This is a genomic window from Natronomonas amylolytica (assembly GCF_037031205.1).
Lineage (GTDB): Archaea > Halobacteriota > Halobacteria > Halobacteriales > Haloarculaceae > Natronomonas > Natronomonas amylolytica.
This window is the reverse complement of the sequence record NZ_JAYEZM010000005.1, coordinates 167,582-189,796: the sequence shown is the minus strand read 5'-3', so window position 1 is coordinate 189,796 and position 22,215 is coordinate 167,582. Positions and strand designations below refer to the sequence as shown.

The following is a 22,215-nucleotide window of genomic DNA, read 5'->3' as shown; positions in this document are numbered from 1 at the left end:
GAACTCGCCTCGGTGTGCCGGTTAGGTCTTCTCGGACCGATGGTCCAACTGCGGTATCGACTCGTCGCGTCCGCCGTTCGCATCGAGAATACCCCGAAGCTGTCCCGCAGTCCGGGAGATTCGTGCGCCTGTTTGAACGACGGTCGGGAGGACCCCTCGACGCACGTACTTGCGCGGATTCAACGAATTCGAGACGACTTGCCGGAGTTGGTCGCCGGTCGAGTACCCGTACTTGTGCCAGAGATAGGGGGTCTGGGTTTCGAGTTTGTACAGTTTTCGCCAGTAGTCCGTAACCGACTCGGCGTAGGGATGGTAAACGACGAGGTCCGGGTGGTATCTGATGTCGAATTTCTGGATGACGCGGTTGGCGAGTTCCTTTTCTTCGTGGCCCCAACCCATGTTCTCGTCCCACCCGCCGACAGCATCGAACACGTCGCGGCGTGCGCCCATGTTGTTTCCCCAGAACCGCTGTACGTACTGCGGTGAGTCGCCCCAGTCGTAGTGGCCGGTGAAATGCCGGGCGAAAACGTCGTCTCTCGGGTGGATAGTTCGTCCCGCGAAGGCGGCCTCCCGGTCGAGAATTTCGGATGCGAGCTGGAGGTAGTTTCGAGTCGGACACGAGTCGTCGTCAAGGAACACGAGCTTGTCGGCACTCGCGCGTTTGATTCCCTCGTTGCGGGCCCTCGTTACCGGCACGTCATCCCGAACGATGACCTCGAAGTCCTCGAACGTGCCGCGTTCGAGACACTGGACGGCCTCGATTTCGTCCCTCGGTTTGAGTGTCGGGATGACGATACTGATCTCTACCATCGAATCCGATTCAATATTCGCCTATGGCGTGTTTTAGTATCCACATCCTTCTCCGAACGACGTGCCCGAGTATGGCCCACTTAACGGGTGGATGGCATCGTCATACGACTCCCCGGGTTCGGGCTATCCCGTCCGATTCCGGAATCAGGCGCCGAGAATCTTCGACCACGCAACCCGTTTCGGCCTCACGACTCGTCGTCGCGCTCGGGCGGCTCCGGCGGCTCGAATGCCGCGATGAGCCCCCGCCCCACCCGCGTCTCGGCGAGTTCGGAGGCCGACCGTCGTTCACGGATCGCAAGAAGGCCGAACCCAGCCAACAGAAGCCAGCCAGCGGAGAGGCTACCGGAGACGAAACTGGTTGCCAGCCCGCCGAGCGCGAAGGCAAAGAGGATCCATCCAACGACGCTAAGCGGTTCGGCCTCGATGCGCTGGGTCGTCCGTCGCAGGGCGCTCGTGAGGCCGGTGCGTTCGGCCAGCCGGTCGCCACGCGCAACTGCCCAATCCAGCGCGCGGATAACCGGTCCCACCGTGTAGGTTTCCCGCAGGTCGATGACGATGACCTCCGGTTCCGGTTCGGCGAGAAACCACCGGACGATGCGAGAGCCACTGGCCCACTGCTGGAGTGTCGATTCGATTCCTTCGAACGCTCCGATTACGCGTGACCGTTCGACGGCGCTGGCCAAGCGGTCACGAAACCCCCCGAGATAGGTCCCCACCAGACTCATTCACGCGAAACGATGTCGCCCCGGAACTCGTATCCATCGGTTTCGGATCAGGATTGCCCGTCCATCCGACGCCACTCACCACAGACGGTAGGAGTTTCCTTCGTAACGTATCGAATAGGATCGACCCCACACGAACGCTTTTGTGACCGCAGATGTATCACACACGTATGTCAAAAGCCAATACAGGAGACGGAGGAAGAGATGACCCGGAGACGACGACGATCAACATCCGCGTTACCGAACGACAGCTCGAAGAGATCGACAGGGTCTGGAAAGAGGAAGGGTTCACCTCCCGAAGCGAATTCCTCCGACATGCGATCCGGGACGCGACCGAGAACCCCGGAGTGTCCCGGCAAATGCTTGCTACGATCGCCGCGGAAGAATACGCCATGCGACACGGTGAATCCGAGGCAGTAAGCCGAGAGGAAATCGTCTCGATGATGGATGACGACGAGTAAGGACTGGACGTGGGAGTTCAGACCACCGGCAGCAGACGCGTTCGATACCCTCGACGACCACGTTCAGAAACGCATCGTCAGAAAGCTCGACGAGATAATCGCTGATGAGTGGCGTGAGCCACACGAGCATATCGAACCGCTTCGCGGAATGCCCCACGGAAAGATTCGGGTCGGAGATTTTCGGCTCGGGGCTGCTGCCGACCGCGAGGACCGAACACTAACGATTTACGATATCGAGCATCGCTCTGGAGCCTACAAGCCCGGAGACGATGATTAGATACGGTTCAGATCGTCAGCCGTTCATTCCCGTTCGACGATGTCGCCCCGGAACTCGTATCCATCGGTTCCGAATCCGAGCGTCCGACCCAACCGCACCGGCCGGCCCGCGTAGTGTGGCGTCCCGTCGACCGCCCGAGTTTCGAGTTCGAGCGTGACTTCGAGGTCGCTGTGGGTCTCGTTGACGGCAGTTCGGTTGACGGCGGTGACCGCCGCGACAGCGTCGTAGCTGACCCGCTGGCGGTCGCCGTATTCGACCGCCTCGGCGACGGGCGTTCGAACCGTCGAGACGAGCGTGACGTTGGTGGTGTCGGTCTCGAAGCGCTCGTCGGTGTCGCGTTCGACGACTCGCGTCCCGGTCCGGAGCGTCTCGTCGGCCAGCGTGAGGCCATCGCCGAGACGGACCGGGTTCCCACCGAAGCGGAAGCCGGCCTCGGTTTCGTTTCCGTCGAGTTGTAGCCGGAGATAGGTTCGGGGACCCGGCGTTCGGTGAACGGCCGTTATGTTGGCCGGCGTGCCGTCGACGTTGATCTCGCCCGTGGATAGTTCGGTTGCCGGCTGCCCGCCCGTAACGACGGTCACGTACATCGTGCGTTCGGGCGGTTCCTCGGGTTCGGGCGTGGGTGTCGGTGTCTGTGCGGGTTGGTCGTCCGTGCCCCCGCCGCCGAAGACGAGCGCGGCACCGGCGACGATGATGGCGAGAGCGAACAGCACGACCAGCGCGTCGATGATGTTGACGCGGCCGAAGATGCGGCCCTGCTCGTCGAGGAGTTCCATTTGTCCGACGTGTTCGCGGCGTTTATAAACCAGTTTTGTTCGCGGGACGGGGCCGCATTGCTGTGGACCACGAAGCAACGGCGGGACCGGTAGGCGTCGAAAGAGGTCCGTTACGCATTGAGTGTCTCTGAAGCTCTTTTCCACGAACAGCCCCAACCTCAGTTCGAGGACGCTGCTGGACGGAACGTGCGGAAGCCGATGAATCGCGGGACACGCTCACGGTAGCGGTCGTACTCCTCGCCGAACTGCTCGCGAAGCCACGGCTCCTCGGCGAACGGTAGCAACACGACCCAGAAGATGTGCAGTATAGCAAGACCCGCGACTGACGGGGCGTTCACGAGCAGCGCGAACCCCGTAATGCCGATAATCATCCCGACGTACTGCGGGTTTCGGGACCGCGCGTAGGGGCCATCGGTGTACAGCGTCTCCGGATTCCCGCCAGAGGTCTCCTCGGCGTCCATCACCCGAACGCTGTAGCCGAACACGACGGCCCCCACCAGCGCCAAGCCGACGCCGATGACGAGCGAGGTCGGCCGCGGGAGCACCCACGAGTTCCAGTCCAGAACTGCCGTCCCGACGAGCGCGATGTTGAACACTGTGACAAGGCCCCAGTGCAGGCGGGCCTTCCACGCCGTTTCCCCGGGTGGCCAGAACCTGACGTCGCCGACGGTCGTCGCGAGAAGCGTCGCGAGGATACAGACCGCGGCAGCCGACCCGAGCGCGAATAGCCATCCCGCGAGTGCCATATCCGAACCCGCACTTCGCAGCCATTTGAAACCGTCGCCGGAGCCCAGTCTATCGGCGTTCTCGCTGGGTTCATCGCACAAGACGTCGTCGTTTCGATACACCGATTTCGGAGTCGATGATTCCGCTAACGGCCTGTTACATTGTTTCGATGGTGAAAAGCGAGTCGTCGCTGAGGACGACCTGTACGCGGCGGTGCCAGGCCTCAGCGAAGGCTGCCCGTTGCTGGTCGCTCGCCGTCCCGTCGAGAATCCCCTGGAGGTTCCCGATTGCAGGTCCACCGTCGGGAACGTCGCTGACGTGGTAGGTCACCTGCACCGTCTCGTCCGTGTCGGTTCGCCGGAACCGGAACGTCGGGTCCGCCGTGTCCGCGTCGAACGCGTCGAAGCACAGGAGGTCGCGACGCCCGCCGTAGCCGCCAGCGAGTCCGCCGAAGCCGTCGTCTTCGGTCGCGCCGGTCACGTACGAGATGATGCGGCTCATCACGCCGTACGTCGCGTCGTCCCGCGAGCGGGGCGCTCGCACCTCGATATCGCTTCGGACCGGATAGCTATCGGGATACAGAGCGTCGAGCCCGAGTTGGACGATCCGGTAGGCGCCCGAGGCGGTCGGACAGGAGTGTCCGGCCTCTTTCACCGCGTCCCTGTAAGTGACGACGAACGGGTCGCCCGGTTCGAGGACGCCGAGAGCTTCCGCGACGGGGTCGCGAATCTCGATCGGGGCGACGTCGTAGTCGACCTGCCAGTTCGTACTCTTCTGGGTCGTGTCGGTCGCAGTCGAATCTGTTGTCATGGGTGGTAGTTGGGTTCGTGTCGAGTAGTCAGTATCGGAGCAGTCGCATCCCGTTGAGGATGACTGCGAGGACGCTGGCCTCGTGGACCAACATTCCGGCGGCGAGGGTGACGTAGCTCGTGAGCACGCCCGCGAGAAGGACGGTCACGGTCAGCACCGCGAGTCCGACGTTCTCGAGGACGTTCCAGCGCGTCGCCTTGCTCAGCGTGACCGCGTACGGGATGCGTTCGAGGTCGTCGGCCATCAGCGCCATGTCCGCCGTCTCGATGGCGGTGTCCGTCCCCGCGGCACCCATCGCGATGCCGACGTCGGCGGTCGCCAGCGATGGCGCGTCGTTGATGCCGTCGCCGACCATCGCGACGACGTGCCCGTCGGCCTGATAACCCTCGATGACGGACTGCTTGTCCTCGGGGAGGAGTTCGGCACGGTACTCGTCGATACCGACCTCCTCGGCAACGGCAGCGGCCGTCCGCTCGTTGTCGCCGGTGAGCATCACCGTCTCGATGCCAGCGTCTTGGAGCGCCGCGACGACCCCAGGAGCGGCCTCCCGGAGCTCGTCCCGCATCGCAATCGCGCCGATGATGCCCCCATCGCGGACGACGTGGACGACCGTCTCGCCGCGTCCCTCACGCTCGCGGACGTAGTCGGCGACGCGCCCGGGGACGTCGGTGTCGCGGTCGTCCAGCAGTTCGCGGTTCCCGACGACTACCTCGTGGCCGTCGGTGTGGGCGACGACGCCCTTCCCGGCGACCACGTCGAAATCGTCCGGGTCTGGAATCGACCGGGCGTCCCGGTCCGCTTTGACCGCGTTCGCGACCGTTGCGCCGCCGTCCGTCGCAGCGGTCGGGCGCTCGCGGGCCGCGTCGACGATGGCGTCGGCGAGGTGGTGTTCGCTCTTCTTCTCGGCGGTCGCCGCGAGCGAGAGGACCTCGTCATTAGTGACGCCGAATCCCTCGACGTCGGCGACGGTGGTTTCGCCCTTCGTGAGGGTGCCGGTCTTGTCGAACGCGACGAGGTCGATCTTGCCGGCGCGTTCGAGGTGTTCGCCGCCCTTCATCAACACGCCCGACCGGGCGGCGTTGCCGATGGCCGAGACGATGCTGACCGGCGGCCCGATGACCAGCGCACCGGGACAGCCGATGACCAGCAGCGTCAGCGACAGGATCGCGTTCTGCGTGACTGCATACGCGCCGATAGCCAAGGCGATGACGGCCGGCGTGTAGTACTTCGCGAACCGGTCGATGAGACTCTCCGTCGGTGACTGTGCCTCTTGTGCCTCCTCGACGCGACGGATGATGCGTTCGAGCGTCGTATCCGAGCCCGCACCGGTCGTTCGGATTTCTAGCGCACCGTCCTGGTTGACCGTCCCGGCGTAGACCTCGTCGCCGTCGGCCTTGTGGACGGGCGCGCTCTCGCCGGTGACCGGCGCTTGATTGACGGCGCTTTCGCCGTCGACGACGGTACCGTCGACCGGGATCTTCCCGCCCGGTTTGACGATGACGACCTCGCCCTCCTTGACGTCGCGGGCGGGGACCTCCTGAAGTGTCCCGTCGCGGCGAACGGTCGCCGTATCGGGCGTCATCTCCAGCAGTTCCTGGAGGGCCGTCCGGGTCTTCCGCATCGTCCGGCCCTCGAGATAGCTGCCGAGGCTGAACAGGAAGACCACGGCCGCGGCCTCCCAGTACTCCCCGATGACGATGGCGCCGATGGCGGCCAGCGTCACCAGCGTCTTGATACCGAGCGTCCAGTTGGTGACCTCGTGGTAGGCGGTCTTGGCGATGTCGTAGCCCCCCACGACCGTCGCCAAGACGAGGATGGCGGCACCTGCCGTGTCGTAACTCGTGAGGTAGCCCAGACTCCAGCCGCCCCCGTAGAGCAGACCGCTCGTCGCCGTGACGACGGCCTTCCGGTGTTTCCGGTAGTACTGCGTGATCGTTTGTCCGTTCATGGTTCAGGCGGGTTGGGGCGTGTAGCCCTGGTTTTCGATGGCCTGTGCGAAGGCGTCGGGGTCTGCGACGCTATCGTCGTACTCGACCTCGACACGGCCGGTCGTGTAGTGGACCTCGACGTGCTGGACGCCGTCGACGTTCGAGAGGGCGCGTTCGACGGTGCTCGCACAGGTCGGGCAGTCGAAGTCGAGGACGCGGAACTGGGTTGTGTCGCTCATTACAGTTCGAAGTAGTTCCCATACCCCGATAAGTATTTTTTATATGATATGTTTGAATGTGTATATGAGTCGTTGGAACGGTCAAACGGGTCGTCTAGAGCTTTCGCTCCCGCTACCTTTTCCCGCGTGCTCACACTCAGTTCTCGTATGAGTAATTCCGGTACCGACCATCGTCTCGAGGACATCGCGGTGCGAGACACCCGGGTTTCGGACGCCATCGACGAACCGATGCGAGCGATGATTCTCGATATTCTGGCCGACGAGGCCCTGACCGCGACCGAGGTCCACGAACGCCTCGGCGAACGCGGCGTCGACCGCACGGAGAACACGGTTCGCCATCACATCAACGAGTTGCGGGACGCCGGCCTCGTCGACGTCGTCCGCTTCGAGGAGGGCCGCGGTGGGACGACGAAGTACTACCACGCGAACACGATCGTCCTCTCGTACTCCCTGCCGGATTCGGCCGACGCCGCCGTCGACGAAATGACCGACGCCGTCCAGCCCCAGATTACGGACGCGCTCACCACGCTCACCGACGAGTACGACGACGCTATCGAAGATATCGTCGCGGACATGCAGCCCTGTGAGCACTGTCGAACCCAGAAGTACGAGACGTACGTCCTCTTGACCGTCCTGCGACGGGCGTTCGTTCGCGCTCACAGGGAGTCCTAAGAGAAGAAAAATGCGGGTTTCTCGAACGCCGATTCGTCAGAGACGACACGGCACGAAACAACCGGTCGCTGAGGGTTCCTACGGGAGGGAGTTGTAACGGAATCGTTGGCTGGGACGTGCTGCACAGGGGACGTACGTTTCCTGTGGGTTCAGCTATCCTTCTTCGAAACCGTCGGCCATCTCGAATAGCCGGTCACGGCCAATCAGGGTCAACGCCGACGAGGTCGGCGCTTATCTCCCAGAGTTGCTGCCGATTCTCCGAATCGGTTGCTTCTGACGAGGGGGGCGTGATTCCGTCTCCGGTGACGTAGGTACCGGTTCGGTCACCGAATTCCGGGGCCGTGACGAGTTTGCAGAGTCGCTGTGCGCCTTCCCGTTGCGTGGTGCCGATACCAGGGATGATGGCTGCGGCGCGGATCATAAGCCGCGTCCAGAGAGGGGCGTCGCGGAACAGGTTCGTCGAGGGAACGAAACCGGGGTGAAAGCAGTTCGCCGTAATCTCGGTCCCTTCGAGTCGGTCGGCGAGTTCGACCGTGAACGCGATGGTGGCGAGTTTCGACCGGGCGTACGCCTGAAGCGAATCGTAGTCGTCGGCGAACTGGAGGTCGTCGAAATCGAGGGTGGCGCGACGGTGGATATCCGAGGCCGTGACGACGACCCTAGCTGGTGCTGAGGTTCCGAGTTGGCCCAGTAGTTCGTGTGTCAGGAGGTACGGGGCGAGGTGGTTAACGGCGAACGTGAGTTCGACGCCGTCCTCGGTTTCCGACCGGCGGCGAGACGAGAGTCCAGCGTTGTGAACGAGCGCGTCGATTCGGTCGTATGTATCGAGGAGTTCCGCAGCAAGGGACCGAACGGTCGCTTGCGTTGCGAGGTCCGCCCGATGGAATCGAATATCGCCGTCGAGCGTGGTCGCGTCAGCGGCGAGTGCGTCACCGCGCGTCTGGTCTCGTCCGATAACCGCAACGGTCGCTCCCTGTGCAGCAAGTTCCGTTGCGGCGATGCGGCCGATACCGCTTGTCCCCCCGGTCAGCACCACGAGGCGCTGTGTGTCCGTGGTCGCTGTCACGTGTAGTTGGGGGATTCAAACGGCAGACCCGTGTGAATTTCGGTCAGTTGTGCGATGGAAGCATGTCGGTGAGCGACCACAGGCGGTAGTGACTGTCACGGCCGAACCCATCGAGCGATGACGACCCCACCGAACCGACGCACACGTGGCGAGATGTACGCTCTATGCCTCCACAGCATCGTATGAGCGCCACTCACAGCAGAAACACGAAGACTGGATACGAGGTGACGATAGCCAGCGACGGCGTCAACACCCACATCGTTACGATACGCTTGGCCGCCCTCGGGTCGAAGAGACTCCGCTCGTCGAGGTCCGCGGGACCCTCCGCGCCGACGTCCGGGACGTCGGGAATCTCCTCCGGCTTTTCTGCCGGTTGCTCGTGACGAGCGATATCCCCGATGGTCGGGCTAGCCGGCGCCTCCTCGGCGCGTGAGGTGACCAACGCACCCGTCGCGACGTCCAGATCCGGACGGTCGGGCGCTGGCGTCGCTATCTCCGCCAGTGTCGCTGCCCGACTCGCCCGACCCCACCCGAGCCCGATGATCGTCGACGTCGTGCTGACCGCGAGACTCGCGGGAATGCCGAGATACGAGAGAATCGTGATAACGGTCCCACCGACGACGGAGACGATCAATGACGCGAGAATCGGTAACTCCGTGATATCGTCCCCGACCGTCTCCAGCGTGCGACGGGCGATCGTGAAACTGCCCAACCCGAACGCCGCCACCGCGAGCAGGACGCCCTGATTGACGGTGAGCGATCCCCCCGCACCGACGAGCGGGGCCACGGCGTTCGCCGCGTTCGAGGCCCCCGCCGAGAACGCCATATAGCAGGCGATGACGACCACCGAGAGCGACCCGACGATGTCCTGTGGCGACGCGTTCGGATTCACGTACGGCCGTGGAATCGTCCCCGAACGGTCGAGTTGGATGAAATGAAGATCGAATTTCGTGAACGCGATGTAGCGGTCGAGATACGGGTAGATGTAGCGTCCGACCACGAGCCCGATGAGGAAGCTCAACAGCGGTGCGGCGATCCACGCCGAGACGATAACGAACATCAGCGCCTGATTGAGGGTGCCGGACGCCAGACCCAATCCCACGATGGCACCGACAGCCGTCATCGATGTCGAGGCTGGAACGCCATAGAGGTTCGATACCAACAGCGACGCGCCGGTGAAAAACAGGACCGCGACGCTCGCGATGGGCGTGAACTGGGCTGCCGGCACGATACTGCTGCTCATCGTCGCGATGACGTTCCGACCGACGGTCCACGCACCTACGAAGCCGAAGCCGACGAACAGCGCCGCTGCGGTCGGCTTCCGAACGAGACGTGAGCCGACCGCCGGCCCGAACGCCACGCCCGTCGATGAGCCCCCGATGTTGAACCCGACGAAGACGGCGACAGCGATACCGACGACAGTTAGCAGCATCACCATCGTATCGTACCTGCTTGACACCCTCCCACTCCTTCAAGGGTGGGATTCCTACGGTGGGGATGTTGGCCATGCTGTACCCACGGAGGCAAGTTTCCCCCTGCGGGGACGCCGGTTTGTGCGTCCCTCACCCGTTCAGGGGCCAAAAGACGGTACTATCGGAAGCAAGCAATCGTTCTCTCTATCGAACTTGTATGTCTTTTTACAACCGATTCGACTGAAATAGCTGTATGAAAGAACATTCGCATCGTCAGTATCAGAACGAATACGGTTCTATCCGAACCAGAGAACACAACGAATTAGTTTTTCAGAGGGGCAATGGTACTCGATACAGGGATGCCCTCTGAGAAGACCTGCCCTGATTGCGAGGAACCACTGGAGCAGATGGAACTGCAAGGGACCGATGCCGTTGGCGAATTATCTATCGTCTCACCGTCGACGGACGACGGATTTCTTAGTAGTATCCGAGCGGATGACATCCTGACGCCCGTTCCATACGTTTGTCCCGACTGCCGACGAACCCTCTTGTATGCCGAAAAGTAGTCGATAGCTCAGCTCCCTACACCAATCGATTTCTCTCCAGTGTACCAACAAACGAGAGACCGGACCTCTCATGAGTAGCGAATGGGACTTGCGTCCGTTTGATCCGCCAGATAGGACCGAACATCCTGCTCCCTCCAGCCAAGTGGTGAAAGGACACTCTCGGTAGCCCGGTACAGGTTCACCCCACGCGTGGCCACCTCCGTCGATGTCGAGACGTCACTCGGACGACGGAGGACCCCAAGATTCCAAACAGTATTGGTGCCCGCACTATACCCCGAACGCCTCGTCGTATCTGTCCCCAACAGTATTGGAAGTACGCTCAACAACCGGGATTGCGTATCCCTACTTGTATGTCGACAATCGCCGTCGATGTGAAAGGAGGTGCTAGCCGTGAGTAGTACCGACGAGTGGCTTCCGGGGATCCCCGATGCGGGAATGAACGAGTTAGACCTGATGGCCGATGCGGAGCAGACAAATCCGCGAGAGGAACTCAAAAAGACCGACCACGACACGGAACTGGGGCTCGCGATGACCGAGGACGCACAACGGGTCTCGCGCGGTGAACTGTCCAGCGACGAGTACTGGAAGAAGTACGGCGAGATTTCGAACGCGGAGTTCGGGGAGGCGTACCGCGCGACGCCGAACCTGGCTATCGAAAGCCCGAATCAGACTATCTTCGTGGAGACCGTCGAGTCGCTGGAATGTTCGGTCGGGTCCGTGAACGGGGTCCCGTGTGGCCTGTCCGAGGGTAGTCAAGAGGCTGCCGCCGCCGAGCCAGCAACGTCCGGCGACGAAGTGGCGACTGAGACCGTACGAGGTGACGTCTGATGGATGGCGGCGTCGTCTTTGACGGTGACGACCCGAACGAACTTGCGGACGCGCCGACGAGCTTTGTTATCGGCAGCGGTGGTGAGCGGCGTGCGGTCGACGCCGCCGCCTGCGCCGACCGGTCGACCGTCACCCGCGAGTACACGATTCGCTGTGCGACCGGCGAGCGGACGACCGCCTCCTGGACTGGCGTCCCGGTGACCGACCTGTTGAATCTCGTCGACGCCCCGGCGGAGACGACGCATTTCCGTGTCGAGAGCGAGGACGGCTACGCGATCTGTGTCCCGGTCGCCGACGCACTCGACGGGGTCATCGCGTTCGAACGCGACGGCAAACAGCTTCTGGAGACGCGGCCGTACGCGCTGCGGTTTCTGGCCGGCGATATCGACGGCGAGCGACTGGTGAAAGGGGTCCACCGGATCGACCTGCTCAGCCTCCCGGCCGATGCTGATCCGGACCGGTACGAAACAGTGACCCTCGACAACCCCGAGTACGAATGAGCGACGAGCACAACCAGGACGACCGAAACTCCCGGGCCGTGTCGGTCACGCCCATCGTGCTCGCCGGCGGCGGAAGTGAGCGCTTCGGGCCCGAGTCGAAGTCGCTGGCGACGGTCCAAGATCAGCCGATGATCGCTCGCATCGTCGACGCGGTGCGGGCCGCGACCAGTCGGACGCCGCTCGTCGCCGTCGGCGATTCGGAGAAGCGGTCCGTCGTCGACCCAGTCCTCTCGCCGCCAGTCCGCTATCGGTACGATGTCGAGTGGGGACGCGGCCCGCTCGCGGGAATCGCGGGGGCGATCGATGCGGTCGAAACGGACGCCGTGTTCGTCTGCGGATGTGATATGCCCCAACTCGATCCCAGCGCGGTCGAGTGGCTCGTAGACGAATACGCAAGCCGACCCGCCGCCGCGATCATCCCGGCGACCGACGCAGGACACCACCCCTTGCACGCCGTGTACGACTGTCGGGCGCTGGAACGGTACTGTTCGCAGCAACCTTCGGACCTCTGCCTGCAGCGGCTCGTGTCCGAACTCGATGCAACGGTCGTGCAGGACCAGGACGCCCCCGACCGTGTTCCGCTGAACCGTTCGGTCTCGAATACGAACACGCAGGCCGAACTGTGTGCCGTGCGAACGCGAATCCGCGACTGACACGGTGCAAGCGGAAGCCCCCGGTTTCAGCCGTGGGAGGACATCAACTCTATCGGCCACTCTCACTCGACAGTGATAATCCACAACAGCAGACCGGCGAGGATGAACCAGAGTAGCGACGTTCGCTCAACTAAGTGGCTACCGTTCCGTCGAACAGTGCCTCGAAGAGTTTCTTTTCCGCGGCCCGAAGGTGCTGCGTGAACGTCGTCTGTGAGATGTCCATCATCGATGCGACTTCCTCTCCGCTGTGCTCACGGGGCCAATCGAAGAACCCTGAAAAGTACGCGGTTCGAGCTGCCTCTCGTTGTCGCTCCGTCAACGCAGTTGTCAGCTGTTTGCGAAAGGCGGCTTCAGTCTGTACGTCCCGCTCGCGCTCCCGCTGTGCGATCAGCGTCAGCCCATCGTATGTCGTTCGAAGCGCGTTGACGACGCTTCGAATGTCGTTCGAACTGGCTACCTGTGCGACCAGTCGTCCGGTGGTTCCGGTAATCGAAAACGACTCGATGCTTGCCCCGTACTGCGCTAACGTAGTGACGACCGACCGTTCGTCGACCGATAGCCGGAAAAGTGCCCGGTCGTCGTATGTGTAGACGTGCTGTACGGTACCGATGAAGTCAGCGTCGGTCGCGTACTCGACGACGGCGTCCGGCTCGGGCCCGGTAACGGTAACGTACTGAACCTGATTCTTGTCGCCGTCATCGGCGACGTGCTCGACTGTGACCGTACAATCGAGCTGTGCTGCCATCTTCGCCAACGGCTCGTCGACGCCGGTCAATTGGAATTCCAATTCAGTTACGCTGTTGGAAATAAGCGTCTGCTTGCTCTCGACAGCGCTGATGGTGTCCGCGATCGTTTGACCGAGTTCGACGAAAACATCCCGTTCGATCAGGTCGAACGCGTTCGGGTTGCTAGTCACTACACCGAGGACGCCATACTCCGCGTCGCGGTAGGCGAGCGGAACTACGACACACCGTTTTTTGCCGACTGTCTGCGATTGGTCGTCTGCTACGTCGGTAAACACAGGGTCCTGTCCCTCTAGTGCCTGCTCGACGGGTGTCGGATCGGTGTTACACATCGCTTCGATATGCGTCTCGAGGGAGGCGAGGTCGCTGCCGGCCCACGAGTGCGGACTAACTGTGCCGTCGACGAGTCCGCGACTACCGATCCAAGCGACATCGAAGAGATCCGACGAGGCGAACTGTTCACAGACGGCGGCCTCGATATCGTCGCGTGTCGACGCATCGACGAGTTCGCGGTTGATATCGCGGAGCACTTCGTTCGTGTTGTTCAGTACCGTTAAGCGCTCGTTCTGGTCTTCGATGCGTATTTCGCGCTCCTTTCGTTCGGTAATGTCGCGCTCGATCGCGACGTAGCGATTCACGTCCCCATCCTCGGTGATCGGTGCGATTGTTGCGTCTATCCACCGGAGTTCACCCGATTTCCGGCGATTCGTCAGCTCGCCCTCCCAGACCGACCCTGACGTGATTTGTTCCCAGAGATCGGTGTAGAAGTCGTCGCCGTGTTTCCCGGATTGCCAGAGCCGCGGGTTCTCTCCGATTACCTCGTCCCGCTCGTACCCAGTGACCGACTCGACAGCTGGGTTTGCGTACTCGATAGTTCCATCGGGGTCGGTGAGAAAGATCGCGTGCCCGGCGTGTTCGATGGCCTTCCGAAAGCTCTGGAGGCGCTCGTTCACCGTCCTAAACTCCGTCTTGAGCGCGTCTTCCTCAGTCACGTATTCCGAGAGATAGTACACCGTCAGCAAGGTGAGCGCGCTCACAACGAGGCCGGGAAGCTCTTCGAGTCCGGTACTCGCCGTTTGTACGGTGAGCAGTTGCCGAAGCGTCATAAATGAAAACAGCAGCGTCAAAAAGCCGAACCGTCGGTCGCGGGTGCGAGCGAGCAGCAGAACCGAATAACCGACGCCCAGCAGCCGCAGTCCGATCGATAGGGCGATAATCGAGTTCATAGGGTTCGCGTCTGCCTCTGACAGCTGAGGGTCCCTCGGTCGCGGAGCGTTCGTCCGCTTCGATTCGAGCGGTTCATACTCGGAGGTAACTGGCCTCTCCGAATAACCCCTGTGGTCGGTGCTTCGTTCGAGACGCGGCCCGATTCGTCCCCGACCCAAACAGTATTGGCACTCTCGATATGGGGTATCTCTCCGGTTTCGGGCCGACTCAGACTATATTGGTATCACCCTCTCCACGGGGAGCCCCGTACGAATACGTGTATGAGTTCCAGGACGAACCGGCCGACGCGGGAGCAGGTGCCCGTCGACAAGACGACCGGTGACGGGTGGTGGCGATGAGCACTACAGACGACGACACGCTTCCCGGTATTCCGAACGTCGGGAAAGCTGACCTCGACGCGATGGTCGAGAACGAGCGACCCGATCCGCGAGAGGAACTCGCAGACGTCGAGGCGGACACGGATCTCGGCGTCGCGATGGCCGAGGACGCACAGCGCGTCGCCCGCGGTGAAATCTCCGGCGACGAGTACTGGAAAAAGTACGATGAAGCCGCGGCCGCCGAGTTCGGCGAGGCGTACCAAGAGACACCGAACCCCGCGGTTGATGCTGGCGACCAGACAGTCTCGATGGAAACGGCCGAGTCGTTGAGCTGTGCCGTCGGGTCGATGGACACCGTTGCGGCGGAATCGACGCAGGGTGAAGGAGACGAGTCCGACGGTGGGATTGGCGCAGGCGACGAGAAGTGGGGGATGGTGATCGACCTGCAGAAGTGCGTCGGCTGTGACTCGTGTACGGTCGCGTGTAAGTCCGAAAACCGGACACCGCCCGGCGTTTCGTACAACGTGGTGATGGAAGAGGAACACGGCGAGTTCCCGAACGTCACGCGGACGAACGTGCCTCGACCGTGCATGCAGTGCGACAACCCGCCGTGCGTGCAGGTGTGTCCGGTCTCGGCGACGTACAAGATGGACGACGGCGTGGTCAACATCGACTACGACCGGTGTATCGGCTGCCGATACTGCAACATCGCCTGCCCGTACGGTGCGCGGTACTTCGACTTCGGCGAGAACTACGACGACGAGGTCGACGGAGCCGGCGAACTGACCAGCCCCGAGTACGGCGTCGACCGTGGACCGCGCGAGGAGGGGAAATCGCCGATCGGCAACATCCGCAAGTGCAGCTTCTGTACTCACCGGTTAGAGCGCGGCGAAGAGCCGGCGTGCGTCGAGACGTGCGTCGGCGACGCCCGCAACATGGGCGACCTCGAGAACCCCGACAGCGACGTCGCACAGATGGCCGACTCGTCACGCGCGTTTCAACTAAAAGAAGACGAGGGAACCGACCCCAACGTCTACTACCTCAAATAGACAGATGGCGACACAGAGTTCATATATCGAGTTCGATCCGGGGTTCGAAGACGAACGGCTGCGCGTCGCCTGGTACGCGATCGTCGGCGTCCTCGTCGCCGTCGGCGCGTACGCGACGTATCTGCGGCTCACGGGCGGGATGGCGAGTACCAACCTTACGAGCATCGTCCCGTGGGGCGCGTGGGTCGCCTTCTACATCTACTTCGTCGGCCTCTCCGCCGGCGCGTTCCTCGTGAGTACGATGGCCAACGTCTTCGAGGTCGAGGGAATGCACAGGATCGACCGCGACGCGCTGTTCGCGGCCATCATCAGCATGGCGGTGGCGCTGCTGTTCGTCTGGATCGACCTCGGGCGGATGGACCGCATGTACTTCCCGTTCATCTGGCGCCAACTGACCTCCGCACTCTCGTGGGAGGTCCACGCGTACGTGGCCTATATCGGAATCCTAGTCACAGAGCTGTACCTCTCGATGCGGGTCGACCTCGCGCGAGTCGCCGAGCGAACCTCGGGGCTCCGAGAGACGTTCTACGCGGCGCTCGCGCTCGGTCGACTGGACACGAGCGAGGAGTCCCAAGCGTTCGACCAGCGGTGGCTCAAGCGAGTCGGCATCGTCGGAATCCCGCTGGCGATCTTCATGGTCCACGGCGGTACCGGCGTGCTGTTCGCCGTCTCGAAGGCCCGTCCGTACTGGAACAGCGGGCTGTTCCCGGTGATCTTCGTCATCTCAGCGCTGCTCAGCGGGACCGCGCTCGTGATGATGATTTACGTGCTTCGGACCCGGCTGTTCGACGGCGAGTCGGTCGACCCGGATCTGCTGGACCGACTCGCACAGCTCCTGATAGGCTTCATCGTCGTTGACGCCGCCCTGACAGCTATCGAGATGTTCATCGCGATTGCCAGTCTCCACCCCCACGAAATCGAGACCTGGCAGGTCATCATGTACGGCCCGATGTCGTGGTCGTTCTGGTGGTTCATGGTCGGCTTTAGCTGGGTCTTCCCGATGGTCCTGCTGAGCAAGAAGTCGTGGCGGCGCACGCCGTCGGTGATGGTGCTCGCCGGACTGAGCGTCGTCGTCGGAATCATCGCGGTGCGGTTCAACATCGTCGTCCCGGCACAGATCATGCCGGTGATGGAGGGGCTCCCCCACGGGTCGTACTTCCCGACGCTGGTCGAGTGGGGGACGAGCATCGGCATGATCGGTGTCGGCCTGCTGTTGTACACGCTTGGAGCGGAGACGCTGCCGTTGACGCCACTTACCGGAGGTGACCACGAATGAGTACTGATGATTCAGGCGATAGCGGCGCGGGGGTTTCGCGTCGTGATTTCGTCAAGGCGGTTGGGAGTATCGGAGTCATCGCGGCGGCCAGCAATGCCGCGGTCGAGGTGGACGTCGACGACCTGTGGACGGACGACCAGCACCACTACGTCGGGGACGACTACGGCGAGTACGGCGCGAGCGACGTGATTCACACCACCTGCGGACAGTGTAACACGTTCTGTCCGATCAAGGTCCAACTCGCGGACGGGAGCGGGACCGGCGAGTACAGCTCCCTCGTCCGGAAGCTCGCCGGGAACCCGTACTCGTTTCTCAACACGCAGCCGTTCTCGCAGGTGCCCTACGAGAGCGACCCGGAGGACGTGGCGATGGGCGATGTCGAGGGAAGCGGCGACGTCGACACCGACCGCTGGTCGCTCTCTGGCGGCCGAATCTGCTTAAAAGGGCAGGCAGGCATTCAGACGGCCTTCGACAGCTATCGCGTCCGTCAGCCGATGAAACGGGTCGGCCCGCGCGGGTCGGGCGAGTGGAAGACCGTCTCGTGGGACCAGGTGATTCGAGACATCGTCGAGGGCGACGACGACCTCGGCCATCCCGGACTGGAAGACATCTGGGGATACGCCCCACAGGAGACGGTGATGAGCGACTGGGAGGCCGTCCAGAACGGCGAACTGTCCAAGTCGGCGTTCGACGAGAAGTACGCGGACGACCTCATCGACACCGACCACCCCGACCTCGGGCCGAAGTCCAACCAGATCGTCGATGTCGGCGGATTCCGACGTAATTTCATCCGGAACCGGCTCTGGCATCAGGGACTTGGGTCGATAAACAGCATCCACCACGCCGGAACCTGCGGCGTCTCGAGCGTGATGGGCAACGTTCGCTCCCACGCCGCCCAGAAGAAGCGGCAGTACCCCGACATCGAGAACTGCGAGTACCTCATCGTCTGGGGGACCAACCCGATGGTCGCCAACAAGGGCCCGACGTGGCTCGCCCCGAAGTTGACGAACGCCATCGAGGACGGGATGCGGATGGACGTCGTCGACCCGCGCCTGTCGAAGACCGCCGAGAAGGCCGACACGTGGGTGCCCGTCGAACCCGGCGCGGACGGGGCGCTCGCGCTCGGGATGGCGCGGTGGATCATCGAGAACGACCGACACGACCTGACGTACCTCCAGAACCCCTCACAGTCGGCCGCGAGCGACGACGACGAGCCCACGTGGAGCGACGCGTCGCACCTCGTCCTCGTCGACGAGGAGGCGGGGCCGAAGGCACGCGCCACCGACCTCGGACTCGTTCCAGAAGACGCCGACACCGCTGACGACTTCGTCGCTGTCGACGCGGCGACGGGCGAGCCGCACCCCGCAAGCGAGGTCGACACGGCCGTTCTCGACGTCGACGTGACCGTCGACGGGACGGCGGTTCGGAGCGTCTGGAGCCAGTACCGCGAGCGCGTCTTCGAACACACCGTCAAGGAGTATGCCGAGATGGCCGGCGTGCCGGCCGAACAAATCGCCGAAATCGCCGACGAGTTCACAAGCCACGGCAAGCGGGCGGCGATTATGGCCTACCGCGGCCCGGCGAAGCACACCAACGGCTTCTACAACACGCGGGCGATCGCCACCCTCCAGCACCTCATCGGGAACTACGACTGGAAGGGCGGCCAGATCACGCCCTACGCGGGCTACGACACCATGTCCGGGCGATACGAACTCGGCGCGGTCCCGGACGGACACACACCATGGGGGATTCCCCTGCTTCGGGGCGGCGTTAATTACGAGGACACCTCGTTGTTCGACCGCGACGACGGCTACCCGGCGAAGCGGCCGTGGTTCCCGGTCGCGCCGCCGCAGGCGACCCAAGAGCTCTACGGCAGCGCCGCCGACGAGTACCCCTACGGTGTGGAGGCGCTGTTCATCCGGCCGTACTCGAACAATCACGTGATGGCGATTGCCGGCGGCGACGAGATTCCGGCGATCCTCAAAGACACCGAGACGATCCCGCTGATCGTCGCCTCCGACACGGTCATCGGCGATACGAGCCAGTACGCTGACTACATCCTCCCCGAACCGACCTACCTCGAACGGTGGGAGAACTTCGGGACGTACCCGAACAAGCGGCTGGCCGACGAGAAGATCAGCCAGCCAGCCGTCTCTGTCGTCCCCGACGCGCGTCCGTTCGAGGACGTGCTCATCGAGCTGTGGTCGGAACTCGATCTCCCCGGCGTCGGTGAGGACGCCATCCCCGACGCGGACGGCGACCTGTGGCCCCTCGAACAGGCCGAGGACTTCTACCTGAAGCTCGCGGCCAACATCGCGTACGGTCGCGATCCCGTCGCGGACGCGAGCGAGGACGAACTGCGGGTGTTCCGCGAGAGCCACGAGAACGGACTCGGCGAGCAGTTCGATCTCGACCGCTGGAAGGCAGCGGTCACCGACGAGGAGTGGGCAAAGGTCGTCACGGTGTTGAACCGCGGCGGCCGCTTCGAGGAGCCGACCGAGGGCTACGAGGAGGCGTTCGCAGAGCACGGTCACGGATACGATTACGCCGAGCGCGCGGACGACTCGAACGCCTATGACGGCGAACACATGCGCTACAAGCTCGAGTCGCGGGTCGACTTCTACAGCGAGGTCGTCCCGAAGGGGAAACACTCCTTTACCGGCGAGCGGTTCGACCCGCTCCCGAGGATCGACGATGTCGAGCACTACGACGGAACCGTGCAGGCCGCGGTGAGCGGCGACGACAACCGGGAGCGCCCGCTCCGACTGATCAACTGGAAACCCCGGACCCAGGGGATGCACCGCACCCAGAACAGCCCGTGGCTCCGCGAGACCCGTCCGGAGAACCCCGTGTGGATCAACCCCCGCGACGCCGAGGATCGCGGCATCGAGAACGGCGACGACATCGTCCTCGATGCAGGCCGCAAGACCGTCGACGCGGTCGCGATGGTCACGAGCGGAATCCGCCCCGGTGTCGTCGGCGCGATGTGGGGGTGGGGGCGAACGGGCGGCGGTGCGACGTCCGAGACGATCGACGGCGAAACGCGGCCGGCGGTCGAGGCCGACGGACACAGCGACTACCAGTTCGACGAGCCGATGACCGAGGAAGCCGGGTACGCGAAGGGGCGCGACGCCGGCTTCGCGATCAACCACGTCCAGCCGTTAGACGAGGAGCTCGGGGACACTGGTCTCTCGGATCTGGTCGGTGGAAGCAACGCGCAGTACGACGCTTTCGTCAACGTGGAGCGGCGGTGATCTGAAATGCCCACGCACACAGCCGACAGCCACGACGAAGCGGCGATGGCGACGGCCCGTGCCCGCCTGTACGGGCTGTTGGCCGCGACCTTCGACGGCGAGACAGAGACGATTGCCGCCGCGCTCGAACGGGAGTCCTTCGCGGCTGTTGCCGAGGTGTTCCCAATCGACATCGAGACAGCGAATCTACGCGGCGACGACTACGACGCTGGCTCGCTGGCGATCGGGTACGACAACCTGTTCGTCGTACCGGGGACCCACTACGTCCCGCCGTTCGCCTCCGCTCACGCGACCGATCCGAGCGAGGCGTTCGAATCCGACTCACGGTATCACACCGCCGGGGAGGCTGGCGAGTTCCTCGGCGATCCGGCGGCCGACATGGCACAGTTGTACGCCGCCGCCGAGTTCTCGCCTGAGCGGGGAGACGACATCCCCGACCACATCGCCGCCTACTTCGAGTTCATGCGCACGCTCTGCGAGCGAGAGGCGGCGTTTCTCCAGGGCGACGAAACCGATGCGAACCTCAATGCCGTCCGTGAGCTTCAGGCTCGAACACTCTCCCATCTGGGCTGGATCGACCGGTTCGAAGAGGCTGTCGCGAGCAGTGACACGGTCGAAGGCGTCTTCGCCGCAATCGCTCGTCTCGCGCGGACGTTCACCGCGTGGGACGCACGAGAAGTCGTACAGACCGATCTGCAGCCGTCCGAAACCACATCCTCAGAACTCCCCGACAAATGACAACCACAGACATCTCAGACGCCGACCTCCGTAATCGCCTCCGCGCCGTCGATGACCCGGCGCTCGATACAGACATCGTCACTGCCGGACTCGTCAACGAGATTACCGTCGACGACGGAACCGCCGCCATCGAGCTCGCACTCGGCGCGCCGCACGCACCGGACGAGTCTGCCATCGCGGAGCGCGTCCGTGAGGTCGCCGATGAAACGGGAATCGACGTCGAACTCTCGGCGAACGTGCCGCTGTTCGATCCCGCCGAGTCGTCGGTTCTGCCCGGCGTCAAAAACGTGATTGCCGTCGCCTCCGGGAAGGGCGGCGTCGGGAAAAGCACCGTCGCTGTCAACCTCGCCGCCGGCCTCGCTGATCGCGGGGCGAACGTCGGGCTGTTCGACGCTGACGTATACGGGCCGAACGTCCCGCAGATGCTCGGCGCCGATACCGGTCCCGACGTGACGACTGTCGACGGCGAAGACCGAATTGAACCGCCGACCGCCCACGGGCTCAAGCTGATGAGCGTCGGACTGATGATCGAGGACGACGATCCGGTCGTCTGGCGTGGCCCGGTCGCGCAGAACACACTCACTGACCTCTTTGCCGACGTTTCATGGGGAACGCTGGACTACCTCGTCGTGGATCTCCCGCCGGGTACCGGTGACGTCCAGCTGACGGTGCTTCAGCACTTACCCGTCACGGGGACTGTCGTCGTCACGACACCGCAGTCCGTCGCCGTCGGCGATACCCGTAGAGGTATCGAGATGTTTGGTGAGTACCAGACCAACGTGTTGGGTGTCGTCGAAAACATGAGCGGCTTTGTTTGCCCTAGTTGCGGAGACGCTCACGAGATCTTCGGTGAAGGCGGTGGCCGATCTCTGGCCGACGCAGTCGATGTCCCGTACCTCGGATCGCTTCCGCTGGATCCGGCGGTTCGTGTAGGCGCCGACGACGGCGAGCCGATCGTTCGTCAGGACGACGCCAAGACCGCGGAAGCGTTCCAAGACCTAGCGGTAAGGGTTGCGAACAAAGTTGGCGTGCTGCGACGTCACCACCGCCAGACTGCTACAGACGGTGGTGAATAAACCCGGATCGGTTCGGAGACCGCCCTCGAAACGGGCCTGACCGAATTGCCGGTGGCGCGAAAACCGAAACCGGGACAAGGGAGACGTGC

21 protein-coding genes are annotated in these 22,215 nt (G+C 63.2%); 11 read left to right on the top strand and 10 right to left on the bottom strand.

What is annotated here, in order from left to right; genetic code table 11:
• Nucleotides 1-21 precede the first annotated feature (21 nt).
• Together U5914_RS08900 and U5914_RS08895 are read right to left on the bottom strand one after the other, a co-directional pair.
• Nucleotides 22-810: a glycosyltransferase family 2 protein gene (locus U5914_RS08900; protein ID WP_336135399.1), complete on the bottom strand. Its 789-nt coding sequence runs from the start codon at nt 808-810 to the stop codon at nt 22-24.
• A 185-nt stretch (nt 811-995) separates the two neighbouring features.
• Nucleotides 996-1,535: a hypothetical protein gene (locus U5914_RS08895; protein WP_336135398.1), complete on the bottom strand. Its 540-nt coding sequence runs from the start codon at nt 1,533-1,535 to the stop codon at nt 996-998.
• Between the two features lie 167 nt (nt 1,536-1,702).
• On the opposite strand from U5914_RS08895, the gene U5914_RS08890 reads away from it, so the two are divergent.
• Both U5914_RS08890 and U5914_RS08885 read left to right on the top strand, forming a co-directional pair.
• Nucleotides 1,703-1,993, top strand: a complete 291-nt coding sequence (locus tag U5914_RS08890) for a ribbon-helix-helix domain-containing protein (protein ID WP_336135397.1) — start codon at nt 1,703-1,705, stop codon at nt 1,991-1,993.
• Nucleotides 1,980-2,270, top strand: coding sequence for a type II toxin-antitoxin system RelE family toxin (locus U5914_RS08885; RefSeq protein WP_336135396.1), 291 nt, complete (start codon nt 1,980-1,982; stop codon nt 2,268-2,270). The genes U5914_RS08890 and U5914_RS08885 overlap by 14 nt, the downstream gene beginning before the upstream one ends.
• Before the next feature lie 23 nt (nt 2,271-2,293).
• Here U5914_RS08885 and U5914_RS08880 read toward each other — a convergent pair whose 3' ends face one another.
• The 5 genes from U5914_RS08880 to U5914_RS08860 all read right to left on the bottom strand — a co-directional run bounded on the left by U5914_RS08880 (nt 2,294) and on the right by U5914_RS08860 (nt 6,749).
• The gene (locus tag U5914_RS08880; RefSeq protein ID WP_336135395.1) at nt 2,294-3,046 is read right to left on the bottom strand and encodes a DUF4330 domain-containing protein; all 753 of its coding nucleotides are present in this window, start codon (nt 3,044-3,046) and stop codon (nt 2,294-2,296) included.
• Nucleotides 3,047-3,204: 158 nt separating this feature from the next.
• Nucleotides 3,205-3,792: a methyltransferase family protein gene (locus tag U5914_RS08875; RefSeq protein ID WP_336135394.1), complete on the bottom strand. Its 588-nt coding sequence runs from the start codon at nt 3,790-3,792 to the stop codon at nt 3,205-3,207.
• A gap of 136 nt (nt 3,793-3,928) precedes the next feature.
• Nucleotides 3,929-4,582, bottom strand: a complete 654-nt coding sequence (locus U5914_RS08870) for a hypothetical protein (RefSeq protein WP_336135393.1) — start codon at nt 4,580-4,582, stop codon at nt 3,929-3,931.
• A 28-nt stretch (nt 4,583-4,610) separates the two neighbouring features.
• Nucleotides 4,611-6,530, bottom strand: a complete 1,920-nt coding sequence (locus U5914_RS08865; RefSeq protein ID WP_336135392.1) for a heavy metal translocating P-type ATPase — start codon at nt 6,528-6,530, stop codon at nt 4,611-4,613.
• A gap of 3 nt (nt 6,531-6,533) precedes the next feature.
• Nucleotides 6,534-6,749 carry a heavy-metal-associated domain-containing protein gene (locus U5914_RS08860; RefSeq protein ID WP_336135391.1) on the bottom strand — a complete coding sequence of 72 codons (216 nt, stop codon included), beginning with the start codon at nt 6,747-6,749 and terminating at the stop codon, nt 6,534-6,536.
• 147 nt (nt 6,750-6,896) lie between these two features.
• Here U5914_RS08860 and U5914_RS08855 point away from each other — a divergent pair, with 147 nt between their 5' ends.
• A complete protein-coding gene (locus U5914_RS08855; RefSeq protein ID WP_336135390.1) occupies nt 6,897-7,421 on the top strand; it encodes an ArsR/SmtB family transcription factor in 525 nt (174 codons plus the stop codon).
• A gap of 193 nt (nt 7,422-7,614) precedes the next feature.
• On the opposite strand, the gene U5914_RS08850 is transcribed toward U5914_RS08855, so the two are convergent.
• Both U5914_RS08850 and U5914_RS08845 read right to left on the bottom strand, forming a co-directional pair.
• Nucleotides 7,615-8,487: an SDR family oxidoreductase gene (locus tag U5914_RS08850; RefSeq protein WP_336135389.1), complete on the bottom strand. Its 873-nt coding sequence runs from the start codon at nt 8,485-8,487 to the stop codon at nt 7,615-7,617.
• Nucleotides 8,488-8,680: 193 nt separating this feature from the next.
• Nucleotides 8,681-9,925: an inorganic phosphate transporter gene (locus tag U5914_RS08845; protein WP_336135388.1), complete on the bottom strand. Its 1,245-nt coding sequence runs from the start codon at nt 9,923-9,925 to the stop codon at nt 8,681-8,683.
• Between the two features lie 930 nt (nt 9,926-10,855).
• On the opposite strand from U5914_RS08845, the gene U5914_RS08840 reads away from it, so the two are divergent.
• From U5914_RS08840 to mobA, 3 genes are read left to right on the top strand one after another with little or no spacing between them, the layout of a single operon-like run.
• Complete coding sequence (locus U5914_RS08840) at nt 10,856-11,293, top strand: 4Fe-4S ferredoxin N-terminal domain-containing protein (protein WP_336135387.1); 438 nt, start codon at nt 10,856-10,858, stop codon at nt 11,291-11,293.
• The gene (locus U5914_RS08835; RefSeq protein WP_336135386.1) at nt 11,293-11,793 is read left to right on the top strand and encodes a molybdopterin-dependent oxidoreductase; all 501 of its coding nucleotides are present in this window, start codon (nt 11,293-11,295) and stop codon (nt 11,791-11,793) included. Before U5914_RS08840 ends, U5914_RS08835 begins: the two co-directional genes overlap by 1 nt.
• Nucleotides 11,790-12,446 (top strand): molybdenum cofactor guanylyltransferase, encoded by a 657-nt coding sequence (gene mobA / locus U5914_RS08830; protein ID WP_336135385.1) that lies wholly within the window; start codon nt 11,790-11,792, stop codon nt 12,444-12,446. Before U5914_RS08835 ends, mobA begins: the two co-directional genes overlap by 4 nt.
• Nucleotides 12,447-12,576: 130 nt before the next feature.
• On the opposite strand, the gene U5914_RS08825 is transcribed toward mobA, so the two are convergent.
• On the bottom strand, nt 12,577-14,415 hold the full coding sequence (locus U5914_RS08825; RefSeq protein ID WP_336135384.1) for a bacterio-opsin activator domain-containing protein: 1,839 nt from the start codon (nt 14,413-14,415) through the stop codon (nt 12,577-12,579).
• 335 nt (nt 14,416-14,750) lie between these two features.
• Here U5914_RS08825 and U5914_RS08820 point away from each other — a divergent pair, with 335 nt between their 5' ends.
• The 5 genes from U5914_RS08820 to U5914_RS08800 are packed head-to-tail and all read left to right on the top strand — an operon-like array spanning nt 14,751 to nt 22,126.
• The gene (locus tag U5914_RS08820) at nt 14,751-15,782 is read left to right on the top strand and encodes a 4Fe-4S dicluster domain-containing protein (protein WP_336135383.1); all 1,032 of its coding nucleotides are present in this window, start codon (nt 14,751-14,753) and stop codon (nt 15,780-15,782) included.
• Nucleotides 15,783-15,786: 4 nt separating this feature from the next.
• Nucleotides 15,787-17,058 carry an NrfD/PsrC family molybdoenzyme membrane anchor subunit gene (nrfD, locus tag U5914_RS08815; protein WP_336135382.1) on the top strand — a complete coding sequence of 424 codons (1,272 nt, stop codon included), beginning with the start codon at nt 15,787-15,789 and terminating at the stop codon, nt 17,056-17,058.
• On the top strand, nt 17,055-20,312 hold the full coding sequence (locus U5914_RS08810) for a molybdopterin-dependent oxidoreductase (RefSeq protein WP_336135381.1): 3,258 nt from the start codon (nt 17,055-17,057) through the stop codon (nt 20,310-20,312). Before nrfD ends, U5914_RS08810 begins: the two co-directional genes overlap by 4 nt.
• Nucleotides 20,313-20,318: 6 nt before the next feature.
• Nucleotides 20,319-21,050, top strand: a complete 732-nt coding sequence (locus tag U5914_RS08805; RefSeq protein ID WP_336135380.1) for a TorD/DmsD family molecular chaperone — start codon at nt 20,319-20,321, stop codon at nt 21,048-21,050.
• The gene (locus U5914_RS08800) at nt 21,047-22,126 is read left to right on the top strand and encodes a P-loop NTPase (protein ID WP_418766757.1); all 1,080 of its coding nucleotides are present in this window, start codon (nt 21,047-21,049) and stop codon (nt 22,124-22,126) included. The genes U5914_RS08805 and U5914_RS08800 overlap by 4 nt, the downstream gene beginning before the upstream one ends.
• The last annotated feature ends 89 nt before the right edge of the window (nt 22,127-22,215 follow it).

Coding starts and splice junctions, on each gene's coding strand:
- U5914_RS08900 (WP_336135399.1), bottom strand. CDS start 810: ATGGTAGAGATCAGTATCGTCATCCCGACACTCAAACCGAGGGACGAA.
- U5914_RS08895 (WP_336135398.1), bottom strand. CDS start 1,535: ATGAGTCTGGTGGGGACCTATCTCGGGGGGTTTCGTGACCGCTTGGCC.
- U5914_RS08890 (WP_336135397.1), top strand. CDS start 1,703: ATGTCAAAAGCCAATACAGGAGACGGAGGAAGAGATGACCCGGAGACG.
- U5914_RS08885 (WP_336135396.1), top strand. CDS start 1,980: ATGACGACGAGTAAGGACTGGACGTGGGAGTTCAGACCACCGGCAGCA.
- U5914_RS08880 (WP_336135395.1), bottom strand. CDS start 3,046: ATGGAACTCCTCGACGAGCAGGGCCGCATCTTCGGCCGCGTCAACATC.
- U5914_RS08875 (WP_336135394.1), bottom strand. CDS start 3,792: ATGGCACTCGCGGGATGGCTATTCGCGCTCGGGTCGGCTGCCGCGGTC.
- U5914_RS08870 (WP_336135393.1), bottom strand. CDS start 4,582: ATGACAACAGATTCGACTGCGACCGACACGACCCAGAAGAGTACGAAC.
- U5914_RS08865 (WP_336135392.1), bottom strand. CDS start 6,530: ATGAACGGACAAACGATCACGCAGTACTACCGGAAACACCGGAAGGCC.
- U5914_RS08860 (WP_336135391.1), bottom strand. CDS start 6,749: ATGAGCGACACAACCCAGTTCCGCGTCCTCGACTTCGACTGCCCGACC.
- U5914_RS08855 (WP_336135390.1), top strand. CDS start 6,897: ATGAGTAATTCCGGTACCGACCATCGTCTCGAGGACATCGCGGTGCGA.
- U5914_RS08845 (WP_336135388.1), bottom strand. CDS start 9,925: ATGGTGATGCTGCTAACTGTCGTCGGTATCGCTGTCGCCGTCTTCGTC.
- U5914_RS08835 (WP_336135386.1), top strand. CDS start 11,293: ATGGATGGCGGCGTCGTCTTTGACGGTGACGACCCGAACGAACTTGCG.
- mobA (WP_336135385.1), top strand. CDS start 11,790: ATGAGCGACGAGCACAACCAGGACGACCGAAACTCCCGGGCCGTGTCG.
- U5914_RS08825 (WP_336135384.1), bottom strand. CDS start 14,415: ATGAACTCGATTATCGCCCTATCGATCGGACTGCGGCTGCTGGGCGTC.
- U5914_RS08820 (WP_336135383.1), top strand. CDS start 14,751: ATGAGCACTACAGACGACGACACGCTTCCCGGTATTCCGAACGTCGGG.
- nrfD (WP_336135382.1), top strand. CDS start 15,787: ATGGCGACACAGAGTTCATATATCGAGTTCGATCCGGGGTTCGAAGAC.
- U5914_RS08810 (WP_336135381.1), top strand. CDS start 17,055: ATGAGTACTGATGATTCAGGCGATAGCGGCGCGGGGGTTTCGCGTCGT.
- U5914_RS08805 (WP_336135380.1), top strand. CDS start 20,319: ATGCCCACGCACACAGCCGACAGCCACGACGAAGCGGCGATGGCGACG.
- U5914_RS08800 (WP_418766757.1), top strand. CDS start 21,047: ATGACAACCACAGACATCTCAGACGCCGACCTCCGTAATCGCCTCCGC.